12 protein-coding genes are annotated in these 17,426 nt (G+C 45.7%); 7 read left to right on the forward strand and 5 right to left on the reverse strand.

What is annotated here, in order from left to right; all coding sequences use genetic code 11:
- Positions 1 to 41: 41 nt before the first annotated feature.
- Entirely contained in the window at positions 42 to 1,295 is a 1,254-nt protein-coding gene (locus E5S67_RS14275; RefSeq protein ID WP_172188238.1) for an FIST signal transduction protein, read from the reverse strand.
- A 742-nt stretch (positions 1,296 to 2,037) separates the two neighbouring features.
- Here E5S67_RS14275 and E5S67_RS14280 point away from each other — a divergent pair.
- From E5S67_RS14280 to E5S67_RS14300, 5 genes are all read left to right on the forward strand, one after another.
- On the forward strand, positions 2,038 to 2,274 hold the full coding sequence (locus tag E5S67_RS14280; protein WP_172188240.1) for a Calvin cycle protein CP12: 237 nt from the start codon (positions 2,038 to 2,040) through the stop codon (positions 2,272 to 2,274).
- A gap of 403 nt (positions 2,275 to 2,677) precedes the next feature.
- Positions 2,678 to 3,298, forward strand: a complete 621-nt coding sequence (locus tag E5S67_RS14285; protein WP_172188242.1) for a DUF3177 family protein — start codon at positions 2,678 to 2,680, stop codon at positions 3,296 to 3,298.
- A gap of 270 nt (positions 3,299 to 3,568) precedes the next feature.
- On the forward strand, positions 3,569 to 5,023 hold the full coding sequence (locus tag E5S67_RS14290) for a hypothetical protein (protein WP_172188244.1): 1,455 nt from the start codon (positions 3,569 to 3,571) through the stop codon (positions 5,021 to 5,023).
- A 387-nt stretch (positions 5,024 to 5,410) separates the two neighbouring features.
- Positions 5,411 to 5,692, forward strand: a complete 282-nt coding sequence (locus E5S67_RS14295) for a peptidoglycan-binding domain-containing protein (RefSeq protein ID WP_172188246.1) — start codon at positions 5,411 to 5,413, stop codon at positions 5,690 to 5,692.
- Positions 5,693 to 5,909: 217 nt separating this feature from the next.
- Positions 5,910 to 6,182 (forward strand): peptidoglycan-binding domain-containing protein, encoded by a 273-nt coding sequence (locus E5S67_RS14300; protein ID WP_172188248.1) that lies wholly within the window; start codon positions 5,910 to 5,912, stop codon positions 6,180 to 6,182.
- 48 nt (positions 6,183 to 6,230) lie between these two features.
- On the opposite strand, the gene E5S67_RS14305 is transcribed toward E5S67_RS14300, so the two are convergent.
- Complete coding sequence (locus E5S67_RS14305) at positions 6,231 to 9,626, reverse strand: ATP-binding protein (protein WP_172188250.1); 3,396 nt, start codon at positions 9,624 to 9,626, stop codon at positions 6,231 to 6,233.
- 1,077 nt (positions 9,627 to 10,703) lie between these two features.
- Here E5S67_RS14305 and E5S67_RS14310 point away from each other — a divergent pair.
- Positions 10,704 to 11,003: a DUF7734 family protein gene (locus E5S67_RS14310; RefSeq protein WP_006635886.1), complete on the forward strand. Its 300-nt coding sequence runs from the start codon at positions 10,704 to 10,706 to the stop codon at positions 11,001 to 11,003.
- Between the two features lie 90 nt (positions 11,004 to 11,093).
- On the opposite strand, the gene atpC is transcribed toward E5S67_RS14310, so the two are convergent.
- From atpC to E5S67_RS14325, 3 genes are all read right to left on the reverse strand, one after another.
- A complete protein-coding gene (gene atpC / locus E5S67_RS14315; RefSeq protein WP_006635885.1) occupies positions 11,094 to 11,501 on the reverse strand; it encodes an ATP synthase F1 subunit epsilon in 408 nt (135 codons plus the stop codon).
- Between the two features lie 156 nt (positions 11,502 to 11,657).
- Positions 11,658 to 13,115: a F0F1 ATP synthase subunit beta gene (gene atpD, locus E5S67_RS14320; RefSeq protein WP_172188252.1), complete on the reverse strand. Its 1,458-nt coding sequence runs from the start codon at positions 13,113 to 13,115 to the stop codon at positions 11,658 to 11,660.
- Between the two features lie 126 nt (positions 13,116 to 13,241).
- The gene (locus E5S67_RS14325; protein ID WP_172188254.1) at positions 13,242 to 14,147 is read right to left on the reverse strand and encodes a PEP-CTERM sorting domain-containing protein; all 906 of its coding nucleotides are present in this window, start codon (positions 14,145 to 14,147) and stop codon (positions 13,242 to 13,244) included.
- Positions 14,148 to 15,211: 1,064 nt separating this feature from the next.
- Here E5S67_RS14325 and E5S67_RS14330 point away from each other — a divergent pair.
- Positions 15,212 to 17,426: two-partner secretion domain-containing protein (locus tag E5S67_RS14330; protein WP_172188256.1), on the forward strand; the 2,215-nt coding region annotated here is incomplete at its 3' end.

A 17,426-nucleotide genomic window follows, 5' to 3' on the forward strand; every position in this document is an offset into this window, starting at 1 on the left:
AACAGTCATCAGTCAACAGTCATCAGTCAACAGTTCACAAATTATGAATTTTGGCGGCAAATCCCGAATACAGAGGTGTAGCCGTGCAGAAATGTGCTGCCGCCGACGGGACCGATTTCGCCGTTGCAGAAAAAGCCGCTCAAGGGAATGTTTTTGAGGTATCGGCTGAAGAGTCGGGAGTCAAAGTTCGACTGGCCGTAAAGCCCTTCACCGCGCCCCAGACAAGAGAACATCAAGGCGCCGGCACTGGATGTACCGCTGTACTCGGCGGCCCGCTGATAGCGATCGAGCAGCATTTCTAGGTCTTCTGCAGAGGTGCGCGCGTCCCGCAGGTGAAATTGGATGCGCTGTCCGGGACGGACTCTATCGCCGATCGCAATTGCTCCCACTTTCGGATCTACTCCCAACAGATTGCGGATTAAAAAATCTCCAGGCTCTAATGTCAGCTTGAATTCATCGCTGACTAAGCCTACAAATAACGAGTGCTGCGCTAATTCTCGGTCTTCTTCGCTCAAAGTTTGAACTAACTCCCGCAGGGCCTCTAAGGGCGATCGCTCGATGCCCCCGCTGCCACTATCGTCGGTTTGTTCTTCGAGTTTCAGCAAAATATTGCGCTCTCCTTCCGTCACCCGATAAGGATGCCCGATCGGTCTGCAGCCTTGAGCTACGATCGTTTCCAAAACTATATTGCCGCTCAAAGCTACCCCAACCGTTCCTTCTCGGTAAAGCTCATAGTCGCAAAACAGCGCCGCGCCCCTGCCCGCACCGTCCCCGCCGGCGAGCCCCCCTACCTTCGCCGCACCCGGATAGGCATAATCTAGCCCTTGCAGCAAATCGTTAATTTTTGCGGAAAAGGGGTCTGCAAAGATGATGAACTGCGGTTCTTCCTGGGCCGGCACGCCCAAGAGATCCACCCAAGTATCCGGGGGACTGTCTAAGTCCGGCAGTTCTTCTGCACCGACGTGAAAAGTTCTGACATTGACTCCCGGCAAGCGCGCCAGACTCAGGCTGACTGCGGGAGATCCCTCGACTTCTTCGGTGAGGCCGCCCCGGTTCGTGCCGATGACTCCTCCCCCGCCGCAGCCCAGGATCGCCGGCACTGGCAGCAGTTCTCGCAGTAAAGGCATCAGCCGAGAATACTCGCTGGCAAAGGCAGACGAGATAAATATCAGCGCTAAATCGGCCCGGCCTTCGAGGTCGCGATCGGTTTGTTCTACAACTTCTTTGAGGGCTGATTCCAAAGACGGACGGGTTGATAAAGCGCTGACCCATTGCATTTGGTTTTCGGTGTACATCTGGCAAACTTCTCTATAAAACTATCTCTATACATTAGGCTAACCGGAACTGACCGCTGGGGGGACGGTATTCTTGGGCGATCGATTCCCCCTCGATCGCCGTTGTTGTGTTAACATAAGTTAACATGAGAGTCCGATTAATCTTTTAAGTGTTAAATGCCGTGTTCAGCTAAATCTTAAAAGATAAAGCTCAATACAGTTTGACACATCAACCTCGTGTAATGTTTTCATCAAAAGTAAGGTCGGCTTGACCTACATTGATGCCTGTGAACTAGAACCCGCCTACGGGCTAGAGTAAAGCAGGAAGTAGAGACGGCTGCTGCGATCGCAGTTATGGATGGTTTCTATCTGGGCGGCTGCAACAGCAGCGCATCTCAAGCTATTATTAGCTGGGGTCGCCAGACCGAAACTGCAAATCCAACCCAAACTAACATCCAAAAAGAAAACCTTTCTTACTTAATCAGGTCAACGACCCAGGTCTAAAGACACGCTAGCTTCTAGCCTAAGACTTAAACCACAGTTGACCAGCCTAAGACTTTAGAGGTCTATGTTTTTTGAGTTGTGACACCAAGCGGATGCGATCGCTAATCTCTTGCTCTGTCGTTAACGGTTAAACTTCTTTATTTGGGTTAAGGACGTGCCGTTAGCCGAACAAGCTCACTAAACATTGGCGAAGCTAACATTACCTAGAAATAGGTCGGGGACAACCATATTCTCCTACACTTTCATACCAACAAGTTTTATGACAACAACACCCGCAGGCAACATCCAAGAAAAAATTGAAGAAGAACTAGAAAGCGCTCGTAACGTCTGTGACCTCAAGGGCGCGGCTTCCGGGGAATGCGCGGCGGCGTGGGACGCAGTTGAAGAACTGCAAGCAGAAGCTTCCCACCAAAAGCAAGTCAAACCTAAGAATTCTTTTGAAAAATATTGCGACGACAATCCTGACGCTGCTGAGTGCCGCATCTACGACGAATAAACGAGCCATTTAGCTCAAGGCCTTCCCTCCCGCGCCGAAATCTAACTTTTGGCGCGGGAGAATTTTATTTTAGGGGTTGAGCCTTTAGGTAATGGCGAGATTTGCCCTCTATCCCGATACGGTTCAAATCCGCCAGCTTCGCCCTAGCCAGCGAATCAAGGGAGACAAGAATTTGCTCTTGCGCGCGCCTTGTTTCGGGGGATGGGAATGGGAAATCCGAGGAATAAACAGTTTGAACCCAAGCTGATGAACCTCTATCGTGTCTCAAGTACCTTTCAAAGCGCGCCAAGTACCTTAGAAAAGGTAGCAGCAACAGGAACATTAAGACCGTGTTCAGGTTGCTGCTTTTTGAGCATTTTTGTAGTAAAATTTGTGACAAATAAGTGAGTATATTTTCCCAAAGATGTTGAGTCTTTTATTGGCAGCCACCGGGCCTTGGTTTCAACCGCTAGTCTGGATGGATTACCGGTTGTCTGTGTTATTAACAATTTCGATCCCGCTGGTAGTGCTGATTTGGGCTGTTTTGGCAAAAGCTGAGGCGATCGTCCGTTTGTCGATTATTTATTGGCGGGTGGCGAGTTTGCTGGCAATTACACTTTACCTGATGATGGCTGCAATGCCTGTGAGCTTTGTGTCGTCGGTGATTGGGAGGGCTTTGATTCCTGCTAGTCTGTGGTTTTGGGAGGATTTAAACGAAGAAATTGCCGATCGACCGCAGTCGTCCCTGAAACTGGCTTTTACAGCTTGGCGGTGGGCGATTACTGTTTACAGCGGTTTGGGCGCTCTAGCTCAACTTCCCTTTTTAAGCTGTGCCTTTAAATCTCAAATTCAGATAATTGACGAACCTTTTTGCCGCGTTTGGTTAGATCCACCTTGGCTGTACAAACAAATGTTTCACGCTACGGCAAACCCTCAATTTTTGGGATTGTTGGGTCTGATAGGTTTAGGAATCTATGTAATTTACTTGTCATACTTTGTGCTAATTCGACTAGGAAAACAGGGGAGATCGGCTACCGGAAATTAATTTGATTGTAAGTTAGTATTTGCATCCTAAATTGTAGCTAAAGTATTCAATATAAAGCTCAAAAATCCCAACTCAGAAAAGCCGGGATCCATCTACGAGAGAATCAAACTAACAGGGTGGTGGCTGACGTAACCCCGCCCAAAAACGCATACTTGCAAACGACTCCTGTCCTGGAGATATAAAAATTTTAGACTCAGGTACAAACTCCCAAATTCATCTGTGGAGTAAATCTAAAATCTAAAATCTAAACTCTAAAATCGACTGACAGCAATGTTATTGGGAAAGACTGTGATGGATAGCGAACAAGCCTACTTACAGTGCTTAGAAAAGCTGATTTGGGCGCTCGATCGCCTAGAAGCAAAAGTCGAACCAAGTGAACTCGCTCGGATTGCCGAACTGATTGTTCAGCCGATGATGGGGCCCTGGCGGTTTTTTCACACTCCCGAACATATTTTTGATGTGGGGGGAGATGAAGACGCGATCGAGGTTTTGGCAGCTTTATTTCACGATACCGTCTACGTGCAAGTCGATCGCAGCATTAACTTTAACGTCAGCTACTACATCACTCCTGTTGCAAAAGAGGTTAACAAACAGCTACAAATTCGGGATAAATCTGAACTTTCTGCGGATGCTATCTTCGAGATGGTAATGCTGGTATTCAATTTTAAACCGGGCGAAGTTCTCAATCCTTTCTCCGGACAAAACGAATTTCTCAGCGCTGTGGTAGCAGCAAAAGCTCTAGAACCATTCCTCAAACGCGAGCAATTGCTTCAAATTGCAGGCTGCATTGAAGCAACAATTCCGTTTCGGGCCGCCGAGTCCGGAGTAACGGTAAGCCAGCGCCTTTATGAACGCTTACAAGCAACAAACAGCCTGTTTAACCTCAGTTTGACTGACGAGCAAATGCGGGAAACGGTCAAAAAAGCTGTGCGAATTTCTAACCGGGACGTGATGAGTTTTGCTTACCATAGTTCAGCCCATTTTTTGGCAAATACCTGGAATTTACTGCCGGAAACCAATCACAATCTCATTTGCTGCGGTTTTTACACGGTTCGCGACTACCGAGTTGCTTTGCTGAAGATGGAAGGTTTTCTGAATTATCTCAAGCCAGAGATAATTTTCCGTCAGTTTGGTGGATATCCAGACGATCGCACCTATGAGCGCTGGGAAACTACTGCTAAGTACAATCTCGAAATTGCGAAGCTTTATTTGGGGTGCAAACTGTCTGCTCTCGCCCTGCTAGAAGCTCTTTCTTCGGGTTTGGGGATCGATGTTTCTCTGGCGATGATGATGGGAGGAATTCCGGAGCAATCTGCTAACTGCGTGCGCCTAGAAAGCTTTTTTCCAGAAATAGAGAAACCTTACGAACTTAAAAGTAATTTAGAAGCAGAAGTATTGAATTTATTAGAAAATGGGCGGGCTAAAAGCACTTCTAATACAGATTTGGAGAACTCGCCACTGACAACGTTTGTTGTGAAAATTGTTGGCTTTGACGAAATGCGCTATCAGTGCGATCGAGCTAAGGAATTTTTTAAAAACAATCTAAACGCCGACGACTTTATTTCCGACTTTAACCCGATAGTTACAGAAATTGTTATTGATTCAATTCTGAAATTGTTTGACAGCCGAAAATCTACTATCTACCGATACTACGATATCACTTCTAAGTTAAAGTCCCAACCCCCTACCACTTTTCCCCATCGCCCTTTTGGCCCAAATGGTTAACTAGCTTTCAATACAGTATTTTTGCCTCCTCTATATAAAAAATTGTTACTCAGCTTTTAAAAGAGTCGATAGAGTACACCGTGACAAGATTGATTGACTCTCCAACCTACGTCAATCCGCCTATCCATCCCGGCACTAACAGCCTTACAGGTATGGTGTGGGGCTTCCATCAAAAATGCTAAAAATTGATAAAAAATGGCAATTGGCTGCTGTTTGTCTTTGACAATTACTTTCTACAAAACGGATTTGATAGCGGGCTGTCACTCATCTGAGCTACCCCAGATAAGTTTCACTATAAAAAGCGACTGTTAAAGCACTTCGCCTCACAGCTCAACTGGGGAATAGCAAGTTTAAACAACTTGCAAACCACTAATCCCCAATCAAACCATGCAAACCACAAATTCAATTTACGCTCAATTACCTATTTGCTCTTCACTGCCAACACTCCAACGAAATAATAGCACCGCTGCCAATAAAAACGTGCGCTATCTCCAACAATCCTTAGTTAAAAACGGATATCCAGTAGCAATTGATGGATTCTTCGGCGCCAAAACCAAACAAGCAGTCATCAAATTTCAAAAACAAAATAAGATTGCTGTTGATGGCATTGTCGGTCCTCAAACTTGGAATCTATTAGGCGCTTGTGATGCAGGTGAACCCGGATGTTAAATCCAAGTTAACTAATCCTAGGCGCACGGGTAGCAAGAAAGTGGGTTTTTTCACAGCAATACTTCCTTTACGCTCCCAGAAACGCTAAAGAACCTGGTGGTTCAGCGAAGCCGAAACCCCGTTTCTGCCAGTCAAGAGTGTATCCAGGACTATTAACATCATTTCCGCACTTCTCTGCTTTCAAACAACTTGCAAACAACCAATGGAGACTCAAACCATGCAAACCACAAACGCAATTCGCATTGAATTACCTTCCTGCCATTATTTTCCCCTACTCAAACGCAACGATGCCGTCACCCAAAATGAAGACGTTCGCTACCTCCAGCGGCTCTTGAACGCCAGCGGATTTTCTGTAAATACTGATGGAGGATTCGGCGCGAAAACCCAACAAGCAGTCATCAATTTTCAAAAGCAACAACAGATTCTTGCTGATGGCATTGTCGGTTCCAAAACTTGGAATAAATTCGGCGTTTGTACAACTATATTTTAAAGTTTGTGCAACCATCTTTTAAAGAGAGTAGGCCGTGCAGTGTGCGCCCTATTTCTCTGTCGAAGTTTCCACCCCAGACCACCCATCCGGCGCTCCGTACATCCGATAGTTGCGAGAGCGTTTGAAATACAGCATTGCTACCCGATCGTCAGGATTGATTTGTAAAATATTCTGAAACACTTTTTGGGCGGCAACAAATTTTTGCTCGTAGTAAAAATTGAGAGCTTCTTGAAAAATCTCCGCAGTTTGCTGCTTGAGTCCAATGCTCTGCTCTGTTTCTGTATCGTAAATTTCAAACACCGACACAGCATTTGTTTTTCCTTTCACCGTTACTCGATCGACAAATCTGTACTTATATTTTTCTGGCTCGTCCAGGCGATCGATAATTGCACCGCTAACTAGAATTCCCGAGCCGTAAACCTTAGTCAATCCTTCCAAACGAGAGGCGAGATTTACCGCATCAGCAATCACGGTACTTTCCATTCGTTCTTTCTCGCCAATTGTACCCAACATCAAATTGCCCGCGTGCAAACCGACGCCGATCGCGATCGGACACCAACCATCTTTTTCTCGTTGCTGGTTGTAAATATTCACTTCTTTTTGCATATCAATTGCTGCTCGCACGCCATCTGATGGAGATGTAGGAAACAGTGCCATGACTGCATCCCCAATGTATTTGTCAATAAACCCGTTATTTTTCCTAATTGCAGGGCTAACCCTTCCCAAGTAAGTGTTAATAAATGCAAAATTTTCAGGCGGCGTCATATTTTCGGAAAGCGCCGTAAACGAGCGAATATCCGCAAACAGCACTGTCATATCTCTTTCCTGATTTTCGCCTAATTTTACTTCAATAATACTCGGCTTTTCCAGCAAGCTTAGAAAATCGTGCGGCACAAACCTGCCGTAGGCTGCATTCAGTTTAGCAAGGCGAATTTGCGTGTTAATTCTCGCCAACAATTCCTTTTTGATAAAAGGTTTAGTTACATAATCATTTGCTTCTAAATTAAAAGCTTCTACCAAGTCGGTAGTTAGATTTTTGGCCGTCAGCATCAGAATCGGCATTTCTAAAGGCGAGTATTTTTTGCGAACTTCTCGACACACTTCATAACCAGTCATCTGCGGCATCATTACATCCAGTAAAATTAAGTCGGGCTTAAATCCTGATTGAATCAGATTTAAAGCTTCTAAGCCGTTGCTCGCTTGAGTGATATCGTAGTTTTCTACAGAAAGACTGTTGATGATGACATGAATATTAATCGGCTCATCATCAACTACCAAAATTTTTAATCTTTCACTTTCTAGCAAGTCGCTATTGTCTGATACCTGAGAATTTATTATAGATGATTCGCGGGCTAATTCAGGAGTGATTAAATGTCGATATCCCTCGGTTAAATGCGGCTGTCTGCTGCTAAATTCCGGCTGAGTTTCAGATACGGGCAAAGTAAAAGTGAATTGGGAACCTACACCTACAGTTGAAGATACCCAAATTTTACCTCCGTGCAATTCCACTAATTGCTTAGCAACCGCTAAACCTAAACCCGTACCGCCGAATTCTCTAGCAGTGGAACCGTCAGCTTGTTCAAAGGATTCAAAAATTCGCTCTAATTTATCTTCGGGGATGCCAACGCCGGTATCGGATACAGTAATTGATAATTGGGAATTAGGCGGTGATTGTTCGTTGCCCGTTACCAATGCTGCTGAAATTTCAACGGTACCGCTTTCGGTAAATTTAATCGCATTGCCGATTAAGTTGTAAAGTATTTGCTCCAAGCGATTCTCGTCGGCTGCTATTGGTGGCAATTCAGGAGCGACTGAGTTAATCAACTGCAAGTTTTTTTTGCCAACTAATGGCTGAGATAAGGTGAGGATTACAGAGACTATTTCTCGGATACCAACGGACTTAATTTGGAGCTCTATAGTTTTGTGTTTGAGCTGAGAAAAATCCAGAATATCGTTAATTAAAGAAGACAATCTTTTTCCCGACGATGAAATCAAAACTAAGTTAAAAATTGTTGATTCTGGTAGTTGTCCGGTAGCACCGTCTATTAAAGATTCTGCAATCCCAATAATGCCGTTGAGGGGAGTGCGGAGTTCGTGAGAAGTATTGGCTAAGAATTCGTCTTTTAGTTGGTCCAGTCGCTGCAATTCGGTATTTTTAGTTTCTAAGGCAGTAAAAGATGCTTGCAGTTGTGCTGCCATGCTGTTAAAAGCAGCGGCAAGTACGCCCAACTCGTCGGAGCGATCGAGCTTGACAGTTTGGTCAAATTGTCCTTCAGATAAAGCTATTGCTGCATTTTTTAATTTTAAAAGAGGTTTGATAATCCAGCGAGAAGTGAGAATTCCTAACACACTTGCCATGCCCAAAGCAGCCAGACATAGCAACACTGTAGTTCGGTTGCCCGCATGAATTTGTTCCATAAAGTCGGCTTCGGGAACGACAACGACAATCAGCAAATCTAAACCCTTGTCGTCTTGGAAGGGCAGGACTTTTAAAAATTGCTGCTTCCCGTTTATCTCAAAACTGAGTTGCTGCGATTTGGTAATTTGCTGCAAGTTTTTAAAGTGACTTTCTAAATATTTAGCTGTAGTTTGCGTTACTGTATCGCTGCTTTCTGTAACTTTAAACAGTTCTTTTTTACCGTTTAGGGTGCGGAAAGGTTTTTCGGGTGTGGAAGTTGCCAGCAGCGTGCCGTTTCTTTCGATAATAAAAGTTTGACCTGATTTCCCTATTTTGAGGCTGGTTAAAAATTGACCGATACTGTCGAGACGCAAAGCAGCAATTAATACTCCTTCTAGCTGTTTCTGGCTGTTGTAAACTGGTTGCAGCGCGCTGAGAATCAATGTGGGTTCTAGGAAGGATATATAAACTGAACTCCAAGTTGGTTTGATTGCTAGAGCCGCATAGGCGTAGGAAGGGTGCTGCCGGATGTCGAAGTTTTTAACGGAGGCGGCTACTGTAGTGCGATCGCCCGTATCATTAGTATTGTAAGAATAAAAATCAAATTTTGTAGACGGGCCCGATGCGTTAATCAATAAAGTGCCATTAGACATCTTTTCGCCAGTGCGATATTCTCCATCTTGATTAGCGATCGATGTAAAATTGATATAAGGATATAATTGCACTTGCCGCCACAGATACTTTTCCCAAGCTGACAAGTCTTTCATGTTCACAAAACCCACTTTCACCGCATCCAGCTTGCTTTGATTGATTTGGTGCGGAGTTTGCAGATAAGTTGTCAAATTTTGCTCGATCCGATTGCTCACCTCCCCCATCAACTGATCGGCAAGGTCATTCACTGCTCTTTGAGAGTTCCTAAATGATAGATATCCCACAATACCCACCGCTGCAAATACTTGCAAGACAAACGGAACTATGAGTACGGTTTGCAGCGTCGCTTTTCCTGAAAGTTTTGCCACCAAGTGCTTGAGAGAAAGAGTGGACATAACATTAATTTTTAGTTAGAAAGATACAGTTATATCAATTCCGGTGCAACCGGAATGATTGTTTGCTGTTGACTGTTGACTGTTGACTGTTGAAGGAGGGGTCGAAAAACTGAATGGTTGAGTGTTAACTGTTGACCAGATTTTATTATTCCGATGCAACCGGAAACGATATTAATACTCGGAGCGACGATTTACCGCTGGTAAGTATTCTAAACCATTTTGTAATTAAACAAAACTTACGCAAGGAAAATCTGATATCGTTTCTATCATCCTCCATCTTATACCAATTATTAAAAGTCAAAGCGAACCGTAGGGACAGGGGAATGCCCTGTCCTACTCCCCGCGCCGGACACGGCCTTGCCGTATCCCTACTTTTCATCCTAAGCTTCTATCCCCGACCATCCTTCTGCCACTCCATACATTCGATTCTTCAGAGAGCGCTGACACTAAATTGCTGCTAACTTATCTTGAGGATTTGTTTCGCAAATATTCTTGAATATTTTTTGCGATTTACTAAATTTTTGCTCGAAATAAAACTCCAGACCCATTTTAAATTCAGTAGCAGTTTTCTGTTTTAGTTCAATGCTTTGTTTTGTTTCTGCATCATAAATTTAAAACACCGACACGGCAGATTTTTTGCCTTTTACTGTGACTCGATCGACAAATCGGCACATATATTTTTCTCGATCGCCCAAACGCTCTAGAATTGAGTCACTAACTAGAATTCCCGCCCCGTAAACAGTTATTTATTAGCTTTGAGTTACAACTTACCAGAGCTGATCTCCAGCAAAAAACTACCATAAATAGCAGCGTATATCCCAAGCAAAACGCTGTTTAATCCAATTTTTACGGAACAACGATAATTAAAACCTAGTCTTTCTATGGATCATCAAATATCGAACAAGTAGGTTTTCCCTGATTCAAATAGTTTATTTTTTTATAGCAATTATATTATGTACGCTTACTTCCTGCTATAAAAAACGGTTGAATTAAGAATAAAATCTTGGCTCGCTGTTCCTGAAATTAGCCGCAAAATTAAGCTATATTATAGCAGATTTCAGGAAAGTGAGATTTGCTATGGCTGACTCTATTGCTCGCCGCTTGGAACAATACACGGTAAAACGATCGCACGAAGTTTTAATCGTCAAGGCTCAAATTGACGGCGAATTCGATGAAATTGCTATTTTTAAAGGCTTTTCTAGCTCTCTGACGCGATCGACCGCTTTCGATCCTGAGGTTCCTGTTTTGCCGGAGGAAGCAAAAATTGTCAGTGTCGATCGCGTGGAGAGCCCCTACAACCCAAATAACCCCCGCTATCTTCAGCAGGGGTTATCTTGGGAAACAATGCAATCTCTCTTGTCTGAGGCGGGAGTTTAGCAAAACAGTAGGGATACAACGCGAAGAAAACAGCAGGGACACAACATTGTTGTGTCCCTACAAAAGCCAGCCGTGTTCCTACCCTTAGAGCTAGAGCGTGCCGCCGGCAGCTTGGAAACGAGCTCTCGCGCGTTTGATTGCTTGCTTGGCTTGAATTTGCTCTTGCAAAGTGCCGCTAGTAGCCTTTTCCAAACGAGCTTCTGCTTCGGTATAAGCAGTACGAGCAGCTTCTTTATCAATGGTTTCGCCTTTTTCAGCGCCGTTGACAAGAATAGTAACTTTGTTTTCTTGAATTTCTGCAAAGCCGCCCATCAGAGCAATAGACACCCATTCCTTGCCGGGACGGACGCGCATCACTCCGGTATCCAAAGCTGTCAACATTGGAGCGTGACCGCTCAAGATACCCAATTGGCCTGTGGTGCTCGGCAGAATTACTTCTTCAGCATTAGAATCCCAAACAGTTTTGTCTGGGGCAACTACGCGCACAGTTAATGTCATAAATTGTCCTTAGTCATTAGTCATTAGTCAGCAGTCAGCAGTCATTAGTAATTAGTCATTAGTCAGCCGTCGGCCATCATCAGTCACTTAGTTGTTAACTGTTAACTGTTAACTGTTAACAACTAATGACCAATGACTAATGACTAATGACTAAAATTACTTGGCCTCAGCTTTCATTTTTTCAGATTTGGCGATCGCCTCGTTGATATCGCCCACCAAATAGAAAGCTTGTTCCGGTAATTCGTCAAGTTCGCCAGCCAAAATCATCTGGAAGCCCTTAATGGTATCTGCCAGCTTGACGTATTTGCCGGGGGAACCGGTGAACACTTCGGCAACAAAGAACGGTTGAGATAAGAACCGTTCAATTTTGCGAGCGCGAGAAACGGTCAAGCGGTCATCTTCCGACAGCTCGTCCAAACCCAAAATTGCAATAATGTCTTGCAATTCCTTGTAGCGTTGCAGAGTTGACTGCACCTGACGAGCAACACCATAGTGCTCTTCGCCGACAACGCTAACTTGCAACATCGTAGACGTAGAATCCAGCGGGTCAACAGCCGGATAAATACCCTTGGAAGCCAAACCGCGAGACAACACAGTTGTAGCGTCCAAGTGAGCAAAAGTCGTAGCCGGTGCGGGGTCAGTCAAGTCATCCGCAGGTACGTACACAGCTTGAACCGAAGTAATCGAACCTTCGGTAGTCGAAGTAATCCGTTCTTGCAAGTCGCCCATATCCGTACCGAGAGTCGGCTGATATCCCACAGCCGAAGGCATCCGACCCAACAGAGCCGATACCTCAGAACCCGCTTGCACGAACCGGAAGATATTGTCAATGAACAGCAGCACGTCTTGCTTGCTGACATCGCGGAAGTATTCGGCCATCGCCAGAGCCGACAGGCCCACGCGCATCCGAGCACCAGGCGGCTCGTTCATTTGACCGTATACTAGGGCAATTTTTGACTTGCTGCGGTCTTCTTCGTTAATAACCCCCGACTCGATCATTTCTTTGTAGAGGTCATTACCTTCGCGGGTGCGCTCGCCCACACCACCGAACACGGACACGCCGCCGTGAGCCTTGGCGATGTTGTTCACGAGTTCCATCATAATCACGGTTTTGCCGACGCCTGCGCCGCCGAACAGACCGATTTTGCCACCGCGACGGTAAGGGGCCAGCAGGTCGATCACCTTGATTCCGGTTTCAAACACCGAAGGCTTGGTTTCCAGTTCGGTGAAAGCCGGAGGGTTGCGGTGGATGGGCATACTTTCGGAAGTATTGACCGGGCCGAGGTTGTCTACGGGTTCGCCGATGACGTTAAAAATCCGGCCGAGAGTTGGGATTCCGACAGGAACTTGGATCGATTCCCCGGTATCTACTACTTCCATTCCGCGCACCAAGCCGTCGGTGGTACTCATGGAAACTGCACGCACTTGGGTGTCTCCGAGCAGTTGCTGAACTTCGCAGGTAACGGAAACGTCTTGACCTGCTTCGTTTTTGCCGGAAATCGTCAGAGCGTTATAGATTTGGGGCAGTTTGCCGCCTGGGAATTTTACGTCTACAACCGGCCCAATGATTTGGGTGATGTAGCCTACGTTCGTTTTTGTTGCGGTGGATACCATGAATAGTGCCTTTGTTAGGATGCTATTTTTCCGATATTGGAAAAACTCTTAACATTTAGAAATGCTATTCCTCAGAGTACCACTGAACAGACGCACTATTTAGATTTGAATGGGGCTGATTAAGAGTCATTTTTCTGGTTGCTGCCCTCGCTTGTTTTTCCTGCGAGCTGCCGCCAAAGCCCCGATCCCCAGCACAGTCCCGAACACTGTGACTGGTTCGGGGGCTAACTCCGCCGACACGCTGAAGTCTTGGAAATCAGCGTCGTTTCCTTTTTTGGCATCGTCGAAGGAGATTTTTCTGCGCTGAGCCTGTTGGGTCATTGTTTCGGAGCCTAACTCAGTCAACACGGTGAAGTCTTGGAAATCAGCGTCGTTTCCTCCGGCATCGTCGAAGGAGATTTTTATGCCCTGAGCCAGTTGCGCCATTGTGAGCGATGAATATTGCCCAGGGCCATTACCGCCGTTGATGTTGGTAAATGAGTCGGTGGAGTTGTAGTCGAGATTAAAGTCGCCAAATACGGCTTGCTGACAGCCCGCCACCAGACAGTCATTTCTCTGGAACTGGCTGGTGGCGGCCCACCAGTTGGGGCTGTTCATGAAGGTGCTCGACGAGACGTACTGCTCGAAAGGTTGGCCCGTGCCGCTGTCGCTCCACAGCAGCAGGGCATAAATTTGATCCTGCAAAAATGTGAAGGTTTGAGTGCTGGAGCCGTTGTCGGAGGTGACTGCGTTGCCGAAGGTTCCCTGCCAGTCATTGGCGCCGCCGTTATCTGAGGGTTGAGTCTCGTAAAACAGTCTGGCGATGTTGCTGTAGCCAGTGTTTCCTGAGTCAGCTTGGGCTACCCACAAGCTCGACTGGTAACCGCCGTGAGATTGGTCGAAGGTAAAGTTTATATTGGTATCTCGATCGAACTGGATGCCGCTCGTGCCAAACATGAAAGCTCGGACGGGCGTGCAGATGCTGAGCAAGATTGTGGTTGCCAAGCTGGCGACTGTAAAAGATGTTTTTTTGACTAGCGTTAAGGTAGTCATAACCCTGATTCCTCCAGTATTGTTAGATAGTAAAACGGGAAATCCCATGTTGCCGTGATGCGAATAGACGATCGCGAGCCTGCGATATTTAGGACGATCGTCAAACCTACAGAAGAGACTCCACACCAGTGAATCTAGAGACCAGTATCACTTAAATGTGTTTAGGAATAAATGAGTGCTTCTTCTAAGAGTTTTCACTGACACCAGATTGCCATAGTTTAATCTGTAACAGCAAGATTTTCATCCTGCCTCGACTTCCAACCTACTACATTTACTTCGTTCCGGTAACCGTCTAAAGTTGAGTGCAAGACGTGCCTATATTGGCTTTCATCAAAAATACATAAAAATTTTACTCCTGCTTTGTAAAGTTTTGGTAAAGATCGTCTAAAACTTATAAAGTTTCTGAGAGGAATTCGGCTGTTCGGTCTTATGCTCCTCAAAGCGGGCTGCAAGCTGCTCGCTTTGAGGAGCATAAGAGTGCAGCGGGCGCAAGTAGAGATTTGAGCGAGTTTTTTGCCACTGGAAGCAAGCGGGAGAACAGGCGATCGATACTTACGTAATTTTGACTAATATTCCCAGTTTTTTAAACCCCTAACCCTCGCGTTCCGCCTCAGATTTTGCCAAAATTACCGGACGCATAAACCCGGTTTCTTAAGGTAATTGCTTCATGGAAGCAGTGAAAGTGGAAACAAGAAACCAAGTTTCATTGCTCGCCCCGCGCCTGAATACATTACGTACACAGCATTACCGTGTCGCAACCCGATATCTGTACTTCACGTAACTGAAAACCCCTAAGTAGGTGGTTACAAATAAACATTACATGGGGAGGGTGGGTGAGAACATTTCTTTACTCGCTGGTATCTCGCGATCCTCACGCTTTCCCCCCTAAAAGATACTATGGTTTTTTGCCTTTACCTACTTATCAACTCATACATTTACTTCAGATTTACCTCCAAATTATTCAGTAATAAAAAACAGAGCTATTCTATTGACATGAGTAGTTTGTAGAAGTAAAAATAGGATAGATAAATACGATCGCACTTTAAGCACAATCTTTAAACACAATGACAGCCAATAGACTACATTTGCTCGGATGGTTATTCATTGTTGGCTGGCTGAGTGCAGCGGCGGGTTCGGCAAACGCGCAACCCATTACCCCCGCACCAGACGGCACTAACACAGTTGTTACTCCTAGCGGCAACCGCTACGACATTTCCGGGGGGTCCTTCAGCGGAGATCGGGCTAATCTTTTTCACAGTTTTACTCAGTTTGGCCTCAGCGAAGGTCAAACGGCTAACTTTCTGACAAATCCCAGTATTCAAAATATTTTGGGGCGGATTACTGGGGGTAATCCTTCTTTAATAAATGGCTTAATTCAAGTTACGGGGGGCAATGCCAATTTATTTTTGATGAATCCTGCCGGCATGATTTTCGGGTCGAATGCCAGTCTGAACGTGCCTGGATCTTTTAATGCTACTACGGCGACAGGCATTGGCTTTGGGAACAATCAGTGGTTTAGTGCGATCGGCAATAACAATTGGGCAAGTTTCATCGGGACACCGAACAGTTTTGCATTTACAACTTTGCAAGGGGGAAACATTGTTAATGCAGGCAATCTGACGGTGACACCAGGTCAAAGTTTAACTTTGGTCGGAGGTACGGTTGTCAATACGGGTCAGCTAAGTGCGCCTAGCGGCAATATTCTCATCAGCGCCGTACCGGGTAACAATTTGGTGCGCATCAGTCAAGCTGGAAATTTATTGAGTTTGGATATTCAGCCGACAGCAACTCAAAGCTCGCTGCCGAACAATTGGACGCAGCCAGTGTTATCTTTGCCGGAGTTGCTGACTGGAAAAGGTGTGGCACAGGCAACCGGTTTGACGGTAAATCCCAATGGCGAAGTTGTGTTGACGGGGAATGCTGCTGTGCCGGTAACTGCGGGAACTGCGATCGCATCCGGCAGTCTCAATGTCTCTGGCAACACTGGCGGTACTGTAAATATTTTAGGCGACAAAGTAGGAGTTATTGCGGGCAAGATCGATGCTTCTGGGGTTAACGGCGGCGGTAATGTACTGATTGGCGGAGATTATCAGGGTTTGGGGACGGTGCCCAATGCTTCGCGGACTTTTGTCAGCAGCGACTCGATGATTAATGCTGATGCTATTAGTAATGGGAATGGCGGGCGAGTCATAGTTTGGGCTGATGAAACTACTCGCTTTAATGGCAATATTACGGCCAGAGGTGGCTTATTTTCTGGGAATGGCGGCTTTGTGGAAGTTTCAGGAAAGCAATCGCTGGGTTTTCAAGGATTAGTTGATTTGCGATCGACCTTTGGCCTCGCTGGCACCTTATTGTTAGATCCTACTGATATCACTATTAGCGCAGGTGCGGACGCAGGCGGCACTTTAGTAGGGGGAGCATTTACGCCATCGGCGGGTGCTTCTACAATTAATAATGGAACGCTGCAAACACAGCTAGGTTTGGGAAATGTGACTATTTCCACTGCGTCGGATTTTCCAAGCCAAGGCGATATTACCGTCAGCGCTCCTCTCTCTTGGGCTAATAGTAATTCCCTGACTCTGACTGCTAATAATAATATTAATATTAATAATACCAATATCACCACTCAGGGAGGCAATATTACTCTGAATGCTGATAGTGATAATCTAAACGGTGGTGGTGTCCGTATTGTAGGTTCGACGATCGCTACTAATGGTGGTAATTTCCTAGGTAATGGTCAGGGTAATCTTGGGTTGGGCCCGGGAATCGAGTTCAAGAACAGCACACTTAATGCCGGTGGTGGAAACATTGACCTGAATGGTATTGGAGGAAACGCGACAGCAAACAATAATGGTATTTTGATTTCGGGTGCCACACTACAAACTATTGGCAGCGGGAATATTACTCTCAACGGTACTGGCGGAACCAGCGCATTCACGCCCAATGAAGGTATTGTTGTTACAGGTACATCTAACGTGACTTCAGCTAATGGAAATATTAGCCTGACAGGGATTGGAAATAGTAACGGAACTGGAATCAACAACAACGGGATTAACATTAATACCACCAGCACAGTGCAATCGATCGGAACAGGAAGTATTACTTTCAACGGTACGGGCGGGAACGGGACAGATGGTAATCAAGGGATATCTATTAGCACCAGCACAGTGCAATCGGCGGAGACAGGAAATATTACTCTCAACGGTACTGGCGGAAACGGGACATTTAATAATCCAGGGATATCTATTGACAGCAGTACAGTGCGGGCTGGGGGAAATG

Origin of the sequence: Microcoleus asticus IPMA8, from assembly GCF_013179805.1 — a bacterium.
GTDB lineage: Bacteria > Cyanobacteriota > Cyanobacteriia > Cyanobacteriales > Microcoleaceae > Microcoleus > Microcoleus asticus.